The organism is Streptomyces sp. YKOK-I1, from assembly GCF_054660435.1.
This window is the reverse complement of record NZ_BAAGDR010000001.1, coordinates 9386700-9404940: the sequence shown is the minus strand read 5'-3', so window position 1 is coordinate 9404940 and position 18241 is coordinate 9386700. Positions and strand designations below refer to the sequence as shown.

Below are 18241 nucleotides of genomic sequence, written 5' to 3'. Positions count from 1 at the left end.
AGTCGTTCCGGTGTCGTCGAGGATGCGCGTTTGTGACATCAGGGTCGGCCGGGAACCCGGAGCGGCCCGATTGCTACGGTGCACCGCGTGTCTGACTCCTCACGTGATACCGCCGCGGGCGCCGGCTGGGGCGAGGCGGAACCCGGCGCCTACCGCGCGCTGATGCCCGGCCGGACCGAGAAGATCTCCTGGTTCGATCCACGGTTGCTGTGGGCCGCCCGCAACGGGGTGCTGGCCTCCTGGTTCGGGGACCCCACGGGCCGTACGCGCGACCGGTGGGTGGCCCAGCGGCAGGCGGCCGGGGCGCCCGCCGACAAGGTGATCCGGCGCTCCGACCCCGACCGCTTCTCCTTCATGGTCATCGGCGACACGGGCGAGGGCGACGACCCTCAATACGCCGTCGTGCCAGGGTTTCTGAAGGTGAGTCAGGGCACCGCCTTCACCGTCCTCGCCAGCGACGTCATCTACCCGGTCGGCAGCGCGGACGACTACGGCACCAAGTTCTTCCGCCCGTACCGGGACTACCGCGCGCCCGTCTACGCGATACCGGGGAACCACGACTGGTACGAGGACCTCGGCGCCTTCATGCGGGTCTTCTGCGACGACGCCCCGCCGCTGCCCGCCGAACCCGCGCCGCGCCCGCTCACCCGCGCCTGGCTGCGCGCCCGGCTGTGGCACCGGTCGCGCCCTCACGACGGACAACACCTCGACGAGGCCCGGAAGTTGCGGTCGGCGGCGGACCAACTGGCCGTGCAGCCAGGGCCGTACTGGGCGATCGACGCCGGGCCGGTGCGGATCATCGGCATAGACACCGGTCTGCTGGGCACCCTCGACGCGGCCCAGGGCGCCTGGTTGCGCGAGGTGTCCCAGGGACCCCGGCCGAAGATACTGGTCACGGGCTCGCCGCTGTACGTCGACGGGGAGCACCACCCGTGCCCCATCGAGGGCGGCGGGACGGTGGACGACATCGTGCGCGCGCCGGAGCACCGCTATGTGGCCGCGATCGGCGGCGACATCCACAACTACCAGCGCTATCCGGTGCCGTTGCCGGACGGCCGCACCCTCCAGTACGTCGTGTCGGGCGGCGGCGGGGCCTTCATGCACGCCACGCACACCATCCCCCGGGTCTCGGTCGCCGGGGTCCGCGAGCAGGACTTCCGCTGCTACCCGCTGCGCGGCGACTCCCTCGCCTTCTACAGCAGGCTCTACGGACGCCGGCTGCGGCTGCGCCGCCTCTTCGCCCTCAGCGAGGCCGAGGCCCAGGCGGTCGTCGCCGAACGGCTCGGCATCCCGGCCACCCGCGCCCCCGGGCCGGAGGTCCGTGTCACCCGCCGGATCCGGCTGATCGCGGGCCTGCTGGGCACCGGAAGCCGCCCGGAACGCAGGCGGCGCTTCCGGCTGCCCGTGCGCAAGATCTACACCCAGCTGTTCTCGCCGGGCTCCGCGACGTACAGCCCGCCGTTCTTCAAGTGCTTCCTGCGTCTGGACGTCACCCCGGAGTCGATCCGTCTGCGCTGCCACGCGGCCACCGGCAACCGGGCCCAGGAACTCAACCCCCCGGTCGAGGACGAGGTGGTCATCCCGCTCGTCTGATCACACGCCCGCAATGTTCGGCTGCCACAATCGGGGAGTACCGCCGTACGACCGCCGGAGGATCCCGTGCCGCCCACCCCACGCCCGTTGCGCAAGCTCGGATTCCTCACCATCGGGCTGTTCGACGGGGACGACCCGCGCCGGGGGCACGAGACCACACTGGAGATCATCGAGCTGGGCGAGCGGCTCGGCTTCGACAGCGCGTGGGTGCGCCACCGCCATCTCCAGTACGGCATCTCCTCCCCCGTCGCCGTCCTGGCGGCCGCCTCGCAGCGCACCCGCCGTATCGAGCTCGGCACCGCGGTGATCCCGCTGGGCTGGGAGAACCCGCTGCGGCTGGCCGAAGACCTGGCGACGGTCGACGTCCTGTCCGGCGGCCGGCTCAACCCGGGGGTGAGCGTCGGCCCGCCGATGCACTACGACCAGGTCAAGGACGCCCTGTACCCGGACACGGCGGACGCCGAGGACTTCGGCTACGAGCGGGTGCGGCGGCTGCTGGACCTGGTGCGGGGCAAGTCCGCGAGCGACTTCAGCGGGGTCGAGGGCTTCGAGGCCACCCGGCGGCAGCCGGACATCGAATTCAGCTCGGACCGGGTGCAGCCGCACTCCCCCGGCCTCGGGCGGCGCCTGTGGTACGGCGGCGGCAGCGTGAGTTCCGCCGTGTGGGCCGGGGAGCACGGGATGAACTTCCTCACGAGCAGCGTCGTCAAGGCCGAAGGCCCGGACGACACACGGGACTTCGCCGAGATCCAGCTCTCCCATGTGCGGGCCTTCCGCGCCGCGCACCCCGACGGCGGGGCCGCCCGTGTCTCGCAGGGGCTCGTGGTCATCCCCACCGACTCCGCCTCGCCCGAACAGCGCGCCAGGTACGTGGAGTTCGCCGCGAAGCGGCTGCCGCGCACCCGGTCCCCGCAGGGTCCGGCGCGGCTGCTGTTCGCGCCGGACCTGGTCGGCACGTCCGAGGAGATCGCCGAACGGCTGCACGCGCACGCCGCGTTCCGTGAGATCGACGAGGTGGCCTTCGCGCTGCCCTTCACCTTCGAGCACGAGGACTACGTGCAGATCCTCACCGACACGGCGACGAAGCTGGGCCCGGCGCTGGGCTGGCGGCCGGCGGCGGCCGGCTGACCGCCGTGCGGGGTCCGCGGACGGACGGGTGGCGTCCCGGGTCCGGGCGCCGGCCGTTCCTCGCGCTCTGCGAGGAGAGCGACGCGCCGGGCACGGGCCACGGGCTGTCGAAGGGCGCCTCCCTGTGCGGGATTCCCGGCGAGCGGCTCACGGTGTACCGCGGCCCGTTCGACCCGACGCGGGACTCGGCCTGCCCGGGCTGCCGGGCGCGGACGCTCGGAGATCCCGAGCCCACGCTCGAGGATCTCCTGCGCCACCGGGTCGGGGGTGCGGTGCCGGGACCCCCGCGGGAGGAACTGCTGGGGGCCCTGAAGCAGGGGGCGCGGGTCGGACTCTGGGTCGAAGGGCGGGCGGCGGAGCTGGTACGGCGGCACGCGCGCCCCGAGCGGATCGTCGAGGGCGGCGCACTCGTCGAGGCCGTGGTGCGCGCGGACCGGCGGCTGGGCCTGGCCCGCGTGGTCCATGGCAGCCGGGAGTTCCTCGTGTTCCTCCCGGAGGACGGGCGTCCGTTCGTGGCCCGCGCCGAGCCCGGGGCCTGACCTCACCAGCGGCCCGGCTCGGTGCCGGTGATCGGCTCGGAGGGCTTGCCGTCGACCCCGACCGGGATGTCGCCGGCGAGCATCACACGGTGCATGGTGCGGGGGAAGCCGAGGTGAGCGTTGTCGCCGGGGGCGAGATGGATGGTGGCCCGGTTGTCCCAGAAGGCGACGCTGCCCGGCTCCCAGCGGAAGCGGACGGTGTACTCGGGGCGCACCGCCTGTTCCAGCAGCAGGTCGAGGAGGGCGCGGCTCTCGGCCCGGGAGACATCGGCGATCTGCTCGACGTAGTAGCCGTTGACGTACAGGATCCGCTCCCCGGTCTCCGGGTGGACCCGGACCAGCGGGTGCAGTGCGGCGACCTGGTGGTCGAGCAGATGGCGGACGTAGGCGTCCTCGCCGGGCCGGGGCTGGTAGCCGACGCCGAGGCGGTGTTCGGCCCTGAGCCCGTCCACGAACTCCCGCACGGGCGCGGACAGTCCGGCGTAGGCGGCGGCCAGGTTGGACCAGGTGGTGTCGCCGCCGTAGGGCGGGACGGTCTCGGCGCGCAGGATCGTCGCGGCCGGCGGGTCGATCCGGGCGCCGTGGTCGCAGTGCCAGCCGCGCAGCAGGGTGTGCCGCCGGCGCTGGAGCCATTCGTCGTGGTCCATGCCGAACCGGCCGCCCAGCTCCAGCCGGTCGGCGGTGGTCTCGATCTCCGGGAAGTCCGCCGGTGAGGCGCTCCCGCGCTTGCGCAGGACGACCGGCTCACCGAAGCGCCGGGCGAAGGCCACATGCCCGGCGTGGTCGAGGCGCTGGCCGCGGAAGAACACCACCTTCCAGCGCAGCACGGCCGCCCGGATCGCGGCGACCTGCGCGTCGTCGAGGCCGGCGGCCAGGTCCACGCCCTCGATCTCGGCGCCCAGGTGCCCTGCGACCGGTTTCACCTCGACCCCGGCCGCGTCCGTCGCCTGGCTGTCGAAGTCCGTCGTCATGCCCGCTCCGATCGTCGTGAACACCCCTCGCCGAAGATCGTGACAGCGAATCGCCGCCGTGGCGACAGTGCCTGCGGCCCGGTCCGGTTGATCGTGTCCCCTTCGTCCGTGAGGCTGGAGGGACTCATTCCGCTCCAGGGGAAGGGCAGACGGTGATCGACATTCCGGTGCACACGCTCAACGACGGTACGGCGCTCCCGGCCCTCGGTCTGGGTACCTGGCCGATGGACGACGCGCAGGCGGAGGAGGCGGTGGCCGGGGCGCTCGGGCTGGGCTACCGGCTGATCGACTCGGCGGCGAACTACCGCAACGAGAGGGGGGTCGGGCGCGGGGTGGCGCGGAGCGGGGTCCCGCGCGAGGACATCGTGGTCACCACCAAGCTCCCGGGCCGCCATCACGGCTACGAGGAGACCCTGGCCTCCTTCGAGGAGTCCCGCCGCCGTCTCGGCCTCGACCACGTCGACCTCTATCTGATCCATTGGCCGCTCCCCCGGGTCGGCAGGTACGTCGACTCGTGGCGGGCGATGATCAGGCTGCGGGAGGAGGGTCTGGTCCGTTCGATCGGCGTCTCGAACTTCATGCCCGAGCACATCGAGCGCCTGGAGAAGGAGACGGGTGTCCTGCCGTCGGTGAACCAGATCGAGCTGCACCCGCTCTTCCCGCAGGACGGGCTGCGGGCCTTCCACGCGGCGAAGGGCATCGTCACGGAGAGCTGGAGCCCGCTGGGGCGGGGCTCGGCCCTGCTCCAGGACCCCGCGGTGGTCCAGGTCGCGGAGGCGCTCGGGGTCACCCCCGCCCAGGTCGTGCTGCGCTGGCACGTCCAGCTCGGCGCGGTTCCCGTCCCGAAGTCCGCCGATCCCGGGCGGCAGGGCGCCAACCTGGACGTCTTCGGCTTCGCGCTCGGTCCGGCGCAGATGGGCGTGATCGCGGACCGGGCCCAGGAGCGGCTGGGCGGCGATCCGGAGTCCCACGAGGAGTTCTGAGGTTCAGGTCCGCCCGGCCACCAGCACTGCCTGGATCCTCCCGGCCTCCTCGCCGCCGATGCGGTCGTACCCGTCGGGCCTGGCGCGCTTGACGTACGTCGGGCCTGGCGCGCTTGAGGTACACGGCGACGGCGCCGCCGGCGGCGAACGCGATCACGGGGACGACGAGCAGGACGGCGTCGGTCCTGGGGCCGGCGTCGGTCAGCGGGTCGATGTGGTCGACGACCAGGGCCAGGAGCGCGGTGAGCAGGACGGTCGCGGCGACGGCGACGGCCGCCGTGCGGGGACGACGGTGACGAAGCAGTTCAGCGTCGGCTGGAGGCGCTCGATCCGGGCCAGGGCCGCGGTGGTGACGTCGACCGGGGACACCTCCCGGCGCCGGATCGCCGCGGCCGGCTCGGTCGCGGGAGTGAGACAGAGGTCGTCGTCAGTCCTCATGCCGGAGGCGCCCTTCGGCCCGGCGGAATGGTGGTGCGCCACAGTTCCTCCGCCGGAACCGTTGTGCAACGCACGTGATGCATCAGGCGTTGCCTTGCGAAGGCGTACGACGCGGCCTCCTCCGGCGGCGCTCCACCGGCCCGGACGGGCGACCGGCGGCGACATCCGGAATCCGGCCCCAACTCCCCTCCCCCACACGTATGTTCACCCCGATGTGTCGTCATCGCCGCCCACGGGAACATCCATCAGGAGGGCTCTCGCCATGCGCATGCGTATTCCACTCCGAGCAGCGACGGCCGGCGCGGTCGTCGTCGGCAGCGTCCTCGCGGGCCCGGCCGCCGCCCGGGCCACACCGGCCGGCCCCGGGGTCACGGCCCGGCTGATCGCGCAGCGGACCGTCGGGGACACCGACTACACGCTCCGGGAGATCACCGTCCCGCCCGGCCAGGCCACCGGCTGGCACTACCACGACGGTCCGCTGTACGCCGTGGTGAAGGCGGGCACGCTCAGTCACTTCGCCTCGACGTGCGCCTCCGACGGCGTCTATCCCGCGGGCAGTGTCGTCCAGGAGCCGGCCGGGCCGGGGAACGTGCACATAGGCCGCAACCTCGGCGACACACCGGTGGTGCTGGAGGTCCTGTACGTGCTGCCGCACGGCGCGCCGTTCTCCGAGGACGCGCCGAACCCGGGCTGCCCCTTCGAGTGACCGGGCCAGGCGACCGGGCCGCGCCCCGGCGCGATCACTGCGGTTCGAGGCTCTGTTCCGCCCAGATCGTCTTGCCCCGGTCCGTCTGCCGGCTGCCCCAGCGCTGGGTGAGCTGTGCGACCAGCAGCAGGCCGCGCCCGCCCTCGTCGAAGGCGTGGGCGCGGCGCAGGTGCGGCGAGGTGGAACTGCCGTCGGAGACCTCGCAGATGAGGCTGCGGTCGCGGATCAGCCGGAGCTGGATGGGGGGTTCGCCGTAGCGGATGGCGTTGGTCACCAGTTCGCTCACGACGAGTTCGGTGACGAAGGCGGTCTCCTCCAGCCCCCATGCGGCGAGTTGCTCGGTGGCGGCCTGCCGGGTGGCGGCGACCCGGGCGGGGTCGGGGTCCACGTCCCAGGTGGCGACCCGGTCGGCGCCGAGGGCGCGGGTGCGGGCCAGCAGCAGGGCCACGTCGTCGCCGGGCTCCTCCGGCAGGACCGCCTTGAGCACGGTGTCGCACAGGGCGTCGAGGGTGGCGACCGGTGCGGTGAGGGCGCTGCACAGTTCACCGGTGGCGCGGTCGACGTCACGGTCCCGGTCCTCGATCAGGCCGTCGGTGTACAGGGCGACGACCGCGCCCTCGGGCAGTTCCAGCTCGACCGCCTCGAACGGCAGCCCGCCGACGCCGAGCGGGGGACCGGGCGTCATCCGGACCAGCTCCGCGCGGCCGTCCGGCAGCAGCAGGGCCGGCGCGGGATGGCCGGCGGCGGCGAGGGCGAGCCGTCGGCTGACCGGGTCGTAGACGGCGTACAGGCAGGTGGCGCCCAGTTCCGCGACCTCGTCGGCGCCCTCCTGGTAGCCCGCCAGATGGGTGACGAGGTCGTCGAGGTGGGTGAGCAGTTCGTCGGGCGGCAGGTCCACGTCGGCGAGGGTGCGCACGGCCATGCAGAGCCGGCCCATGGTGGCCGAGGACGGGATGCCGTGCCCGACGACGTCCCCGACGACCAGGGCGACCCGGCTGCCGGAGAGCGGGATCACATCGAACCAGTCGCCGCCGATACCGGCCGTGGAACCGCTGGGCAGATAGCGGTGGGCGACCTCGACGGCGGCCTGTCCGGGCAGTCCGCGCGGCAGGAGGCTGTGCTGGAGGGCGAGCGCGGTGGTGCGTTCACGGGCGAAGCGGCGGGCGTTGTCGACGCAGACGGCGGCCCGGCTGGCGAGCTCCTCGGCGAAGACGGCGTCGTCGGCCTCGTAGTCGTCGGGGTGGGCGATCCGGATGCCGACCAGCACACCGAGGGTGGTGCCGCGGGCGCGCAGCGGCACCGAGATCATGGAGTGGACGCCGCGCCGGTAGGGGCGGCCCTCCGGGGAGCGCGTGTCGCGCTCGATGAGCCAGCGCATGAAGTCGGGCTCACCGGCCTGGCTGCGGATCGCGCGGCCTTCCCGCAGCGCGCGGGCGGGCGGGCTGAACGGCGGATGGGTGTCGGTGCCGCCGAGGTGGACCGCGGCCTCGGGGGTGCCGTCCCGGCCGGAGCCGTGGGCGACCCGGCGGAGCACGATCTCCCCCTCGGGCACGGGCGGTGGCTCGTCGGCGCCGAGGACCCAGTCGAGGAGGTCGACGCTGGCGAAGTCGGCAAAGCGGGGGACGAGGAGTTCGACGACCTCCTCGGCGGTGCGGACGACGTCGAGGGTGGTGCCGATGGAGGCGGCGGCCTCGTTCAGCATGGCCAGGCGGGCGCGGGCCCAGTACTGGTCGCTGCTGTCGAAGGCGGCCAGGGCGACCCCGGTGACCTCGCCGGCGGCGTCCCGCACCGGCCACATCTCGGTGGTCCAGGCGTGTTCCCGGTTGAGGGACGGGGCGCCCGTGTAGCTCTCGTAGCGCAGGGGGAGGCCGGTCTCGGCGACCTGGCGCAGGTGCCAGTTGAAGCCCTTGCTGTGTTCGGCCTCCTCCACGGTGTCCGGGAAGTGGCGGCCGAGCAGGACGTCCTCGGAGACGCCCATGACCTTGCAGGCGACCTCGTTCAGCCGCAGATAGCGCTGCCCCGGGTCGAAGACGGACATCGACATGGACGCCTGCTGGAAGGCGCGCCCGGCCAGGGTGGGTTCCGGGGCGGCGGCGCGTTCCGCGGTGAGGGTCCAGCCCAGGGCCTCTCCCCCGGTGCCGAGCAGGGGACAGGCGGTGACGGCGAGGGTGACGGGGTGCCCGTCGCGGTGGCGTACGACGACCGGCCGGCTCCAGGCCCCTCCGGCGGCGGCCGGGAGGTCCTCGGCGAGCAGGTCGGCCGCCGCCCGCCCCACGGCCTCCTCGGCCGGATGCCCCGTCAGCAGTCGGGCACCCTCGCTCCAGCCCGTCACGATGCCCCGGGCATCGACGACCGCCGCAGCGACGACATGCTCCATGTCGTCCAGAATGGTCCCTTTGCCCGGGTGCATCAACCGCGCGGGGCCGGTCGTGGACCGGGGGTCCGGGCGCCGGCCGGCCCCGGGGCGGGCGCGCCGCTCAGGCGCGGTGGGCGCGCAGGGCGTCCAGGGCGCGGTCGGCGTGGGTGTTCATGCGCAGTTCGCTGCGGACGACCTCCAGGACGGTGCGGTCCTGGGCGATGACGAAGGTGGCCCGCTTGGTGGGCATCAGGGAGACGCCCCGCTTCACGCCGAACAGCTCCCGCACCTCGCCGTCGCCGTCGGACAGCAGGGTCATCCCGAGGGTGTGGCGGCCGGCGAACTCCTGCTGGCGGTCGACGGAGTCCCCGCTGATGCCGATCGGCCGGGCGCCCGCGGCGGCGAACTCGGCGGCGAGGTCGCGGAAGTGGCAGGCCTCGGCGGTGCAGCCGGGGCTGAGCGCGGCGGGGTAGAAGAAGAGGACGACGGGGCCGTCGGCGAGCAGTTCGGTGAGGCTGCGCACCGTGCCGGTCTCGTCGGGGAGCGAGAAGTCCTCGACCTTGTCGCCGGTCTCCAGCGTCTTCGTCATGACCGTCCTTCCGTGCCGTTCGCGACGCTGCGGGCCCACAGCACGAGGGGCACCTGCAGGGGCAGCCGGCCGAACGCGGCGGCCTTGAGGGGGGTGGGACGGTCGCGCCAGTCCAGCGCCATCTTGACGTTGGCGGGGAAGACGCCGACGAAGAACGCGGCGCTGGCCAGGGCGGCCGCCCTGCGGGTCCGGGGCAGCGCGAGTCCGGCCGCCAGCGCCAGCTCGGCGACGCCGCTGCCGTACGTCCAGGCCCTGGGCGAACCCGGCAGGGCGCGCGGGATCGTGGCGTCGAAGGAGCGGGGGGCGGCGAAATGGGCCACGCCCGCGGTGGCCAGCAGGCCGGCCAGCAGCAGGGGTGAGCGTCCGGACCGGGACAAGGTTCCTCCTCTGAAGTCCTGGCACCCGACATTACTGGACGGTAGTGGGGACTCCGGAGGCGGGGGTACGGCCGTGCGGGCGCCCCCAACTCCCGTGCCCGCCGGTGCCGATGGCGCTCCGGTCAGGTCACGCGGCGGAAGAGACGGCTGAGCGTGCGTTCCCCGGTGCCGCTCGGTGGTCCTCGTCTGACTACGCGGGCGGCGCGGTGGGGACGCCGGCCGGGAGCAGGCCCTACGTGCCGTTCTCGCTGCATGTGACCCTGGGCCAGGACTGTCTGCCCCGACCCATGGGGACGGCGAGCGGCGTCACCCTGGGACTGACGGTGAGCGTCGGCGGGCTCACCGCTGCGGCCCTCGGGGCGCTCGCGGACGCCACGAGCCTGCGCACGGGCCTGGTCCCGCCGGTGGTGGCCTGGCTGCTGCCGCGCGGGCCGCGGGAGCCGGGCGGGGCCGCCGTCGTGGCGGCCGGCCGGGAGCGGGTCAGGCGGTGACGGGCGACTGGTCGGTGTCCTCGTCGACGGCGTAGGAGAGGAAGTCGTCGACCATGCGGTGGAAGAGCGTGGCGAGCTGGCCGAGCTCTTCGGGGGACCAGCCGGACAGGGCCAGCTGCATCCCGCGGGCGCCCGCGTCCCGGACCCGGTCGATCGCCTCACGACCGGCGCCGGTGAGCTGGATCCGCTGGGCCCGGCCGTCGTCGGGGTCGGGGACCCGGGTGACATAGCCGGCCTTCTGGAGCTGCTGCACCGTGCGGGTCACATGGGAGGCCTCCACGCCCAGGCGCTGGGCCAGCTCCCCCGGCCGCAGCGGCTCGGAGTCGGCGACCTGGCGCAGCAGCGCCACGGCGGCCCGGTCCAGGGGGACGCCGGCCATCGCCATCAGCCGGTCGTGCTGGCGGGCACGGGTGCTCAGATAGGTGATCCGGGTGAGCGCGCGCTCGATCTCGATCACTTCCGGGGTGGCCGCGGCGGGCAGGGGGAGCGGTTCGCTGGACATGCGACCCACTTTACCATCTTGTTGCGTAACTCAAGTAAGTTACTGCATGCGTTGACTCTCCGGTACTCCGGAAGGATGACGCCGGGGCAAGCGTAAGGGCCCCGGCGGGCTCGTACCGCCCGCCGGGGCCCCTCTTCCGCTTCCGCTAGGCCGGGACGCGGACGCTCTCGCCCCAGGACGCTCCCGTGGCGATCGCCTGGCGCCACAGGCGGATCGCCTTCGGCGGCATGCCGACCGCGAGGGCCCCGCTCACCCGGTCGCCCGTGCGGTACGCGGCCACGAACCGGCGTTCGGCGAGGTCGCCCTCGACGACGGCCATCTCGTCGTGGCCGCGCAGGAAGCCGTAGGCCTGGATCTTCATGTCGTACTGGTCCGACCAGAAGTACGGCACCGGCGCGAACGGCTTGCGGGCCTGAGGGGCGGCGAGCAGATTACGGGCGGCGGCCATGCCCTGCTCGGCCGCGTTGGTGCGGTGCTCGATCCTCATCGACCTACCGAACAGCGGGTTGTACCAGCGGGCCACGTCCCCCGCGGCGTACACGTCCCGGGCGGCCGCCAGGTACTCGTCGCACACGACACCGTCGCCGAGCGGCAGTCCGCTGCCCGCCAGCCAGTCGGTGTTGGGCAGCGAGCCGACCGCGACGAGCACCTCGTCGGCGTCGACGACCGAGCCGTCCGCGAGCCGTACGCCGTCCTCGGTCACCTCGGTGACGGCCACCCCGCAGCGCAGGTCGACGCCCCGGTCGCGGTGGGCCTGCGACAGCACGCGTCCGACGTCCTCGCCGACGGCGTGGGCCAGCGGCACCGCCGCCGGTTCCAGCAGGGTGACGAGGGCGCCCAGCCGCCAGGCGACGGCCGCCGCCTCCGCGCCGAGGAAACCGGCGCCGACGACGACCAGCCGACGGCCCGGCTCCAGCCGTTCCCGCAGGGTGAGGGCGTCCTCCAGGGTGCGCAGCACATGCGCCCCCTCACCGGGCAGCCGACGCGGCCGTACGCCGGTGGCGACGATCAGTCCGTCGTACGGCAGCACACCGCCGTCGGCGAGCCGCACCCGGCGCTCCGCCACGTCGAGGCCGTGCGCGGCGGTGCCGAGCCGCAGATCCAGACCGAGGGAGGCGAGGTCCTCGGGGCGGCGCAGCCCGAGGCGGTCCTCCTCCCATTCGGAGGCCAGGAGCTGCTTGGACAGCGGCGGGCGGTCGTAGGGCGGATGCGGTTCGTCGCCGACGAGGGTGAGGGCGCCGTCGTACCCTTCGCGGCGGAGCGTCTCGACCGCCGCGAGTCCGGCGGCCGAGGCCCCGACGACCACGATGCGGTTCACCGCTCGACCAGTCGGATCGCGGCGGCCGGACAGACGGCGACGGCCTCGCGGACGTCGTCGAGTAGCTCGGGCGCGGGCGACTCCTCCAGCAGGATCGCGATGCCGTCGTCGTCCTGGTCGAAGACCTGCATGGCGGCGACCACGCACTGGCCCGAGGCGACGCACTTGTCGGCTTCCAGCTCCACCTTGTGGGAGGTCATGGGGTTCCCCTTTCCTGCGTTTCTGCGTTCGTCGCTCTACGTCACCAGGTCACGGGCAGGGCGTGGACGCCGTAGATGAAGGCGTCGTGCTTGAAGCGGACGTCGTCGAACGAGCCGGCCAGCTTCAGGGTCGGGATGCGCCGGTAGAGGGTGCCGTAGACGACCTGGAGCTCCATCCGGGCGAGCGGCTGGCCCAGGCACTGGTGGACGCCGAAGCCGAACGCGACATGGCGGCGCGCGTCCCGGGTGAGGTCGAGCCGGTCGGGGTCCGTGAAGACCTCGGGGTCGCGGTTGGCGATCTCGTTGACCATGATCACGCCTTCGCCGGCCCTGATGACCTGCCCGCCGATCTCGATGTCCTCGGTCACCGCGCGGCGCCGGCCGAGGTGGGTGATGTGGAGATAGCGCAACAGCTCCTCGACGGCGGAGGCGACCAGCCTGGGGTCGTCGGTCTCCCGCAGGAGGGCCAGCTGGTCGGGGTGCCGGAGCAGGGCCAGGGTGCCGAGCGCGATCATGTTCGCGGTGGTCTCGTGACCGGCGAAGAGCAGCAGCAGCGCCATCTCGGTGGCCATCTGGTGGTCGATCTCACCGGCCGCCACCCGGGCGGCGATGCCCGACAGCAGGTCGTCGCACGGATCGGCGAGCCTCTTGCCGACGAGTCCGCCGAGGTAGGCGGCGATCTCCCGGCCGGCCGCGCCCCGCTGCTCGGGGGTCGCGTCCCGGTGGACCATCGTCTTGGTGCTGTCCTGGAAGAAGGCGTGGTCGGCGTAGGGCACGCCGAGCAGTTCGCAGATCACCAGCGAGGGGATCGGCAGCGCGAACGCCTCCACCAGGTCGACCGGGTTCGGGCCGGCCAGCAGCTCGTCGAGCAGGTCGTCCACGATCCGCTGCACGGCCGGACGCATGGCCTCGACCTTCTTGATGGCGAACGGCGCCGTCACCATCCGGCGCAGCCGGGCGTGCTCGGGGTCGTCCATCATGATGAAGCCGAGCTTGCCCTCACCGCCCTCGGGGCTGGCCTTGGCCGGGTAGCCGGGGCTGTCGGTGTCCGCGCTGACCCGGGGGTCGCCCAGCAGTGCCCGCTGGTCGGCGTAGCGGGTGACGAGCCAGGGCTCGGTGCCGTCCCAGAGCCGCACCCTGGTCAGCGGCGCGCGCTCCCGGAGCTCCCGGAGGGCGGGCGGCGGGTCGAAGGGACAGCCGGCCGCCCTGGGCATCGGGAACTCGGGGACCGCGTCCGGCGCGTCGGGCACCGGGCCGGTCAGGGTGTCGGCCATGGCTCTCCTCGGTGGGGGATGAAAGAAGGGAGGGAGGTCGAGTCCTCGATGAGCACAGGCAAACAGAGGGGGCTGACGGCTTCCGGTCAGTTCCCTGACAGCAACCTGACGTGACCTGGATCACATGGCAACATGACGCTCTGTCAGCCGCCCCCGTCAGCCGTCCCCTTCCGCCCTCCCGAGCCAGTAGCCGAAACCCCGCCGGGTATGGATCAGCGGCGGCCCGTCCCGGTCCACCTTGCGCCGCAGCCGGGAGACGAGCTGCTCGATCGCGTTGTCGCCGCGGAAGTCGCCCCAGACGTACCGGCTGATCTGCTCCTTCGAGAGCACCCGGTGCGCGTTGACCATGAGATGGCGGAGCAGGCGGTACTCGGCGGGGGTGAGGGCGAGGGCGCGGGGGCCGCGCCGGGCCCGGCAGAGGGTGTCGTCCAGGACGAGGTCCTCGTAGCACGGGGAGTGGCCGACGCGGCCGGGGGCGGCGGTGCCGCGCAGCAGGACCTGCATCCGGGCCAGCACCTCCGCCACCCGGAACGGCTTGGTGACGTAGTCCTTCTCCCCCGGGCCGAGTTCGGGCAGCAGGCTGCCGAGGGAGTCGTACGGGGTGAGGTAGAGGACGGGTGGCCGGTGGGCGATCACCGGGCGGCCGGCGCGGGCGATGCCGGGCAGATCGGGGAGGGTGGTGTCGACGACGAGCAGATCGAAGCGGTGCGTGTCGAGCCGCGCCAGCGCGTCGGCGGCGGTGTCGGTGAGGCCGATCCGGTAGCCGGCCAACTCCAGGGTGGTGGCGAGCAGTTCGGCGGTGTCCGGTTCTCCGGCGAGGATCAGCACATGCTGCCCGGCACCCCGGGCGAGCGAGGGTTTCGCGTTCGGGTCGGCAGGCATGGGCGAGACCGTACGCGAGGGAGCCGGGCGGGATAACGGCCCGGGGGGCTCGGCCGGACCGGACGAGTACAGAAGCCCACGAGCCGGATGTTCGTCCCACCGGGACGACCGGGTCACACGCATCAGAAACCAAACCTTTCCACCGAGCGAACACCAAGACCGACGGAACCAACAGGACCAGCAAGACCGGCGGACCCGACGGGACCGACAGACCCAACGGGACCGACGGGACCGACGGGACCGACGGGACCAACAGGGCCGGTGAGACCGACAGGCCCGGTGGCACCGGCGAGTCCGGTGGGGCCAGCAGGCCCGACTGGGTCGACGGGACCGACAGGGCCGGCAGGGCCGGCAGGCCCAGTGGGACCGGCAGACCCTGCGAGGTCGACAGGACCGGCAAGGCCGGTAGGGCCAGTGAGGTCAGTAGGACCGGCGAGCCCGGCAGGCCCGGTGGCACCGGCGAGTCCGGTGAGGCCAGCAGGCCCGGTGGCACCGGCGGGCCTGATGAGGCCAGCAGGACCGACTGGGTCGACGGGACCGGCGAGCCCGGCAGACCCCGCAAGGCCGGCAAGCTCAGCGTGACCGGCAGGCCCGGCAAACTCAGTGGGACCAGCAAGGCCGGCTGGCCCGGCGAAGTCGACGGGACCGGCGGGGACAGCAGGCCCAGTGGGACCGGCAGACCCTGCGGGGTCGACAGGACCGGCAAGGCCGGTAGGGCCGGTGAGGTCAGTGGGACCGGCGGGGCAGGCAGGCCCGGCGGGGACAGCAGGCTCGCTGGGGCCGGCAGGCCCAGTGGGGCCGGCAGGCCCAGTGGGACCAGCAAGCCCGGTGAGGACAGCAGACCCGCTGGGGACACCAAGCCCACTGGAACCAGCAGGCCCAGTGGGACCAGCAAGCCCGGTGAGGACAGCAGACCTGCTGGGGACACCAAGCCCACTGGAACCAGCAGGCCCAGTGGGACCAGCAAGCCCGGCAAGGACTGCAGGCCCGGTGAGGACAGCAGGCCCGGTGGAGGCGGGGTTCTCTGTCAGGAGGACGTCCGCCATGCGGCCCACCATGCGGGCGAGCAGGCGGAGTTCGGTCGGTGACCAGTCGGCGAGCACCAGCTGCATCCCGCGTGCGCCGGCCTCCCCGAGCCGGGCCACGGCGTCCTCGCCGAGCGCGGTGAGACGGATCCGCCGGGCGCGGGGGTCCTCCGGGTCGGGGACCCGGGTGACGTACCCGGCCTGCTGGAGCCGCTGTACCTGGCGGGTCACGTGCGAGGCCTGGACGGCGAGCACCTGCGCCAGCTCCCCCGGGCGCAGCGGATCGTGCTCGGCGATCCGGCGCAGCATCGCGACGGCGGCCCGGTCCAGCGGTACGCCCGCCATCGCGACCAGCCGGTCGTGCTGACGTGCGCGGACGCTCAGATAGGCGACGCGCGTGAGGGACCGTTCGATCTCGACCACCGCGGGCGAGGCGGCCGGCACGGCGGGCGGCGAGGGGGACATGGATCTCACCCTACCTTTCTGCTTGCCTAACTCAAGTAAATCTCCACGCTTGCTTGACTCAAGTAATCCACATGTGTTTGCCTAACTCAAGCAACCCGGACCGGAGCCGCCTTGAGCGGAGGCGGCTCCCCGGCGCCGCACCCGTGGGGACGGGGAGCGGCCCACGCCCCGGGCCCGGCCACCGACGCACTCCCCCCTGTCGGCCCGGGCCCGGGGACACCACCACCGGCGTGAATCCGCCCGCAACGACCGACCGCCCCCTCCCCCGGAGACCCCCCGGGAGCCCTGGAGACCCGTATGAAGACCCCCGTACGCGCCGCGCTGGCCGGGGCGCTCGCCTGCGGCGTGCTCACCACCGCGCTCGTGGCGGGCCGGCACGGCGACCCGGCCGGCCCTCCACCGCCCCACGGCCCGTATGTCGCGCTGGGCGATTCCTACACCGCGGGCCCCGAGATCCCGGACCGGACCGGCTCCCCCGCCGGCTGCGAGCGCTCCGACCGCAACTACCCGGCCCTCGTGGCCCGGCGCCTCGGCCTGCCCGCCCGGGACTTCCACGACATGAGCTGCACCGGGGCGACCCTGGCGGACCTGACAGGACCGCAGTCCACGGACCGGGGCACCAACCCCGCCCAGCTGTCCGCCCTCGACAGCCGCACCGGTCTGGTCACGCTCGGCATGGGCGGCAACGACATCGGCTTCGCCTCGCTGGTGAAGACCTGTGTGAAGGCGGGCGTGCTCACCTTCGCCCTCGACGGTCTCCGGGCCGGCACCGGCGCCGCGGCGCCCTGCCGCGCCCGGTACGTCTCCGGCGGCACCGACGAGGTCGGGCAGCGGATCGCCGCGGCCGACAAGCGACTGGCGCACGCGCTCGCCGAGGTCCGGCGGCGCGCGCCGAAGGCCCGGGTCTACGTCGTCGGCTACCCGGCGATCCTGCCGTCCCGCACCACGGGCTGCGGCGCCGAGATGGGGCTCACGGCCGGTGACATCACCTATCTGCACGAGAAGGAACAGCAGCTCAACACGATGCTGCGGAAACGGGCCGGGAAGGCGGGCGCCGGCTATGTCGACACGTACACGCCCTCGGTCGGACGCGACGCCTGCGCCGACCGGCGGGTGCGCTGGGTCGAGCCGCTCGTACCGCTCGCCCCGGCCGCCGCCGTCCACCCCAACGAACGCGGCGAACAGGGCATGGCGGACGCCGTCCTGAGGCGCCTCGGCGTGTGACCGCCGTTGTGCGCCGCCGATGACCGATAACCGATAACCGACAAGCGACACCCGAGAGAGGTTCTCCCCATGAGCACGATGAAGTCCGTCCGGACCGGCGGCGTCGACAAGATCGAGGTCGTCGACGTCGAGCGGCCCGTGCCCGGCCCCAAGGACGCCCTGGTCCGGATCCGGGCCTGCGGCATCTGCGGCACCGATGTCACGTTCCTCCACATGGGCGGTATGCCCGCCCGCGCCCATCTCGGCGGCGAGCTGGTCCCGGTGTCGCTCGGCCACGAGCCGGCCGGTGAGATCGTGGAGCTCGGCTCCGACGTGGAGGGCCTGAACATCGGCGACCGGGTGGTCGTCAACCCGCAGGACGCCCCCACCGGCATCATCGGCTGCGGCGGCGCGTACGGCGGTATGAGCGAGTTCCTGCTGATCGAGAACGCAGAGGTCGGCAGGAGCGTCGCCGTCTTCCCCGACACCGTGCCCTTCGACGTGGCCTCGCTCAACGAGCCGATGGCCGTGGCCCGGCACGCCGTCAACCGCTCCGAGGCCGGCCCCGGTGACAAGGTCGTCGTGTTCGGCGCCGGCCCCATCGGGCTGGGCGCGGCGATCTGGCTGAAGCTGCGCGGGGTGGAGCATGTGGTGGTCGTCGACGTCATCCCCTCCCGGCTGGAGAAGGCACTGGCCGTGGGTGCGGACGCCGTCGTCGACTCGGCGCAGGAGGACGTGGCGGCGCGGCTGACCGAGCTGCACGGCCAGAGCGCCAACGCGCTCGGCCAGCCCCGGCCGGGCACGGACGTCTTCCTCGACGCGGCCGGTGTGGCCGCGGTGTTCAACACCGTGGTGAACTCCGCCAAGTGGGGTGCGAAGCTGGTGATGGTGGCGGTCCACAAGAAGGGCTCCGAGATCGACCTGGGCGGCATGCTCCGCAGCGAGCTGACCCTGATCGCCTCCCAGGGCTACCCGACCGAGATCTTCGAGGTGACGCCCGAACTGGTCGAGCACCAGGAGCGGTTCGCCAAGCTGATCAGCCACCGGGTCCCGTTCGCGGAGGCCGAGCGGGCCTTCGAGCTGACGCTGACGCCGGGCGCGGCGGAGAAGGTCGTCGTCACCCTGGACGACTGAGCCCCCACCGTGGCCGCCGGGCCTCCCCCAGCCCGGCGGTCACGACCCCGTCGCTTCCACCCTCCCC

17 protein-coding genes and 2 pseudogenes are annotated in these 18241 nt (G+C 73.3%); 8 read left to right on the top strand and 11 right to left on the bottom strand.

Annotated elements, in window-relative coordinates:
* The first annotated feature begins 87 nt into the window (after positions 1–87).
* From ACYQ8Q_RS41855 to ACYQ8Q_RS41845, 3 genes are all read left to right on the top strand, one after another.
* Positions 88–1593 (top strand): metallophosphoesterase family protein, encoded by a 1506-nt coding sequence (locus ACYQ8Q_RS41855; RefSeq protein ID WP_460072279.1) that lies wholly within the window; start codon positions 88–90, stop codon positions 1591–1593.
* A 66-nt stretch (positions 1594–1659) separates the two neighbouring features.
* On the top strand, positions 1660–2721 hold the full coding sequence (locus ACYQ8Q_RS41850) for an LLM class flavin-dependent oxidoreductase (RefSeq protein WP_460072277.1): 1062 nt from the start codon (positions 1660–1662) through the stop codon (positions 2719–2721).
* Positions 2722–2726: 5 nt separating this feature from the next.
* Entirely contained in the window at positions 2727–3260 is a 534-nt protein-coding gene (locus tag ACYQ8Q_RS41845) for a hypothetical protein (RefSeq protein WP_460072275.1), read from the top strand.
* Positions 3261–3262: 2 nt separating this feature from the next.
* Here the strand turns inward: ACYQ8Q_RS41845 and ACYQ8Q_RS41840 are convergent, their stop codons facing one another.
* Positions 3263–4231, bottom strand: a complete 969-nt coding sequence (locus ACYQ8Q_RS41840) for a TauD/TfdA dioxygenase family protein (RefSeq protein WP_460072274.1) — start codon at positions 4229–4231, stop codon at positions 3263–3265.
* A gap of 152 nt (positions 4232–4383) precedes the next feature.
* Here ACYQ8Q_RS41840 and ACYQ8Q_RS41835 point away from each other — a divergent pair, with 152 nt between their 5' ends.
* A complete protein-coding gene (locus tag ACYQ8Q_RS41835; RefSeq protein WP_460072273.1) occupies positions 4384–5214 on the top strand; it encodes an aldo/keto reductase in 831 nt (276 codons plus the stop codon).
* 201 nt (positions 5215–5415) lie between these two features.
* Here the strand turns inward: ACYQ8Q_RS41835 and ACYQ8Q_RS41830 are convergent, their stop codons facing one another.
* Positions 5416–5652, bottom strand: a complete 237-nt coding sequence (locus ACYQ8Q_RS41830) for a hypothetical protein (RefSeq protein ID WP_460072271.1) — start codon at positions 5650–5652, stop codon at positions 5416–5418.
* Between the two features lie 268 nt (positions 5653–5920).
* Between ACYQ8Q_RS41830 and ACYQ8Q_RS41825 the strand changes: the two genes are divergently transcribed.
* On the top strand, positions 5921–6358 hold the full coding sequence (locus tag ACYQ8Q_RS41825) for a cupin domain-containing protein (protein WP_460073720.1): 438 nt from the start codon (positions 5921–5923) through the stop codon (positions 6356–6358).
* 34 nt (positions 6359–6392) lie between these two features.
* On the opposite strand, the gene ACYQ8Q_RS41820 is transcribed toward ACYQ8Q_RS41825, so the two are convergent.
* From ACYQ8Q_RS41820 to ACYQ8Q_RS41810, 3 genes are all read right to left on the bottom strand, one after another.
* Positions 6393–8735, bottom strand: coding sequence for an ATP-binding SpoIIE family protein phosphatase (locus ACYQ8Q_RS41820; protein ID WP_460072270.1), 2343 nt, complete (start codon positions 8733–8735; stop codon positions 6393–6395).
* 100 nt (positions 8736–8835) lie between these two features.
* Entirely contained in the window at positions 8836–9303 is a 468-nt protein-coding gene (locus tag ACYQ8Q_RS41815) for a peroxiredoxin (RefSeq protein ID WP_460072268.1), read from the bottom strand.
* Positions 9300–9680 carry a DoxX family protein gene (locus ACYQ8Q_RS41810; RefSeq protein WP_460072266.1) on the bottom strand — a complete coding sequence of 127 codons (381 nt, stop codon included), beginning with the start codon at positions 9678–9680 and terminating at the stop codon, positions 9300–9302. The genes ACYQ8Q_RS41815 and ACYQ8Q_RS41810 overlap by 4 nt, the downstream gene beginning before the upstream one ends.
* Positions 9681–9913: 233 nt before the next feature.
* Between ACYQ8Q_RS41810 and ACYQ8Q_RS41805 the strand changes: the two are divergent.
* Positions 9914–10171, top strand: a pseudogene (locus ACYQ8Q_RS41805) (MFS transporter); the annotation flags it as partial.
* Here ACYQ8Q_RS41805 and ACYQ8Q_RS41800 read toward each other — a convergent pair.
* The 6 genes and pseudogenes from ACYQ8Q_RS41800 to ACYQ8Q_RS41775 all read right to left on the bottom strand — a co-directional run.
* The gene (locus ACYQ8Q_RS41800) at positions 10161–10673 is read right to left on the bottom strand and encodes a MarR family winged helix-turn-helix transcriptional regulator (protein ID WP_460072264.1); all 513 of its coding nucleotides are present in this window, start codon (positions 10671–10673) and stop codon (positions 10161–10163) included. The pseudogene ACYQ8Q_RS41805 and the gene ACYQ8Q_RS41800 overlap by 11 nt on opposite strands.
* 145 nt (positions 10674–10818) lie before the next feature.
* A complete protein-coding gene (locus ACYQ8Q_RS41795) occupies positions 10819–11991 on the bottom strand; it encodes an NAD(P)/FAD-dependent oxidoreductase (protein ID WP_460072262.1) in 1173 nt (390 codons plus the stop codon).
* Positions 11988–12191, bottom strand: a complete 204-nt coding sequence (locus ACYQ8Q_RS41790; protein WP_460072260.1) for a ferredoxin — start codon at positions 12189–12191, stop codon at positions 11988–11990. Before ACYQ8Q_RS41790 ends, ACYQ8Q_RS41795 begins: the two co-directional genes overlap by 4 nt.
* A gap of 41 nt (positions 12192–12232) precedes the next feature.
* Entirely contained in the window at positions 12233–13465 is a 1233-nt protein-coding gene (locus ACYQ8Q_RS41785; RefSeq protein ID WP_460072259.1) for a cytochrome P450, read from the bottom strand.
* 156 nt (positions 13466–13621) lie between these two features.
* Positions 13622–14347, bottom strand: a complete 726-nt coding sequence (locus ACYQ8Q_RS41780) for a response regulator transcription factor (protein WP_460072257.1) — start codon at positions 14345–14347, stop codon at positions 13622–13624.
* 1025 nt (positions 14348–15372) lie between these two features.
* A pseudogene (locus ACYQ8Q_RS41775) lies at positions 15373–15837 on the bottom strand (MarR family winged helix-turn-helix transcriptional regulator); the annotation flags it as partial.
* Between the two features lie 297 nt (positions 15838–16134).
* Between ACYQ8Q_RS41775 and ACYQ8Q_RS41770 the strand changes: the two are divergent.
* Positions 16135–17061, top strand: a complete 927-nt coding sequence (locus tag ACYQ8Q_RS41770) for an SGNH/GDSL hydrolase family protein (protein ID WP_460072255.1) — start codon at positions 16135–16137, stop codon at positions 17059–17061.
* A 69-nt stretch (positions 17062–17130) separates the two neighbouring features.
* Positions 17131–18174 carry a zinc-dependent alcohol dehydrogenase gene (locus ACYQ8Q_RS41765; RefSeq protein ID WP_460072253.1) on the top strand — a complete coding sequence of 348 codons (1044 nt, stop codon included), beginning with the start codon at positions 17131–17133 and terminating at the stop codon, positions 18172–18174.
* The last annotated feature ends 67 nt before the right edge of the window (positions 18175–18241 follow it).

Bases quoted from the DNA above. Each gene is read 5' to 3' on its own strand.
- ACYQ8Q_RS41780 (WP_460072257.1), bottom strand. From the start codon at position 14,347: ATGCCTGCCGACCCGAACGCGAAACCCTCGCTCGCCCGGGGTGCCGGG.
- ACYQ8Q_RS41840 (WP_460072274.1), bottom strand. From the start codon at position 4,231: ATGACGACGGACTTCGACAGCCAGGCGACGGACGCGGCCGGGGTCGAG.
- ACYQ8Q_RS41800 (WP_460072264.1), bottom strand. From the start codon at position 10,673: ATGTCCAGCGAACCGCTCCCCCTGCCCGCCGCGGCCACCCCGGAAGTG.
- ACYQ8Q_RS41765 (WP_460072253.1), top strand. From the start codon at position 17,131: ATGAGCACGATGAAGTCCGTCCGGACCGGCGGCGTCGACAAGATCGAG.
- ACYQ8Q_RS41790 (WP_460072260.1), bottom strand. From the start codon at position 12,191: ATGACCTCCCACAAGGTGGAGCTGGAAGCCGACAAGTGCGTCGCCTCG.
- ACYQ8Q_RS41825 (WP_460073720.1), top strand. From the start codon at position 5,921: ATGCGTATTCCACTCCGAGCAGCGACGGCCGGCGCGGTCGTCGTCGGC.
- ACYQ8Q_RS41815 (WP_460072268.1), bottom strand. From the start codon at position 9,303: ATGACGAAGACGCTGGAGACCGGCGACAAGGTCGAGGACTTCTCGCTC.
- ACYQ8Q_RS41785 (WP_460072259.1), bottom strand. From the start codon at position 13,465: ATGGCCGACACCCTGACCGGCCCGGTGCCCGACGCGCCGGACGCGGTC.
- ACYQ8Q_RS41830 (WP_460072271.1), bottom strand. From the start codon at position 5,652: ATGAGGACTGACGACGACCTCTGTCTCACTCCCGCGACCGAGCCGGCC.
- ACYQ8Q_RS41770 (WP_460072255.1), top strand. From the start codon at position 16,135: ATGAAGACCCCCGTACGCGCCGCGCTGGCCGGGGCGCTCGCCTGCGGC.
- ACYQ8Q_RS41820 (WP_460072270.1), bottom strand. From the start codon at position 8,735: ATGGAGCATGTCGTCGCTGCGGCGGTCGTCGATGCCCGGGGCATCGTG.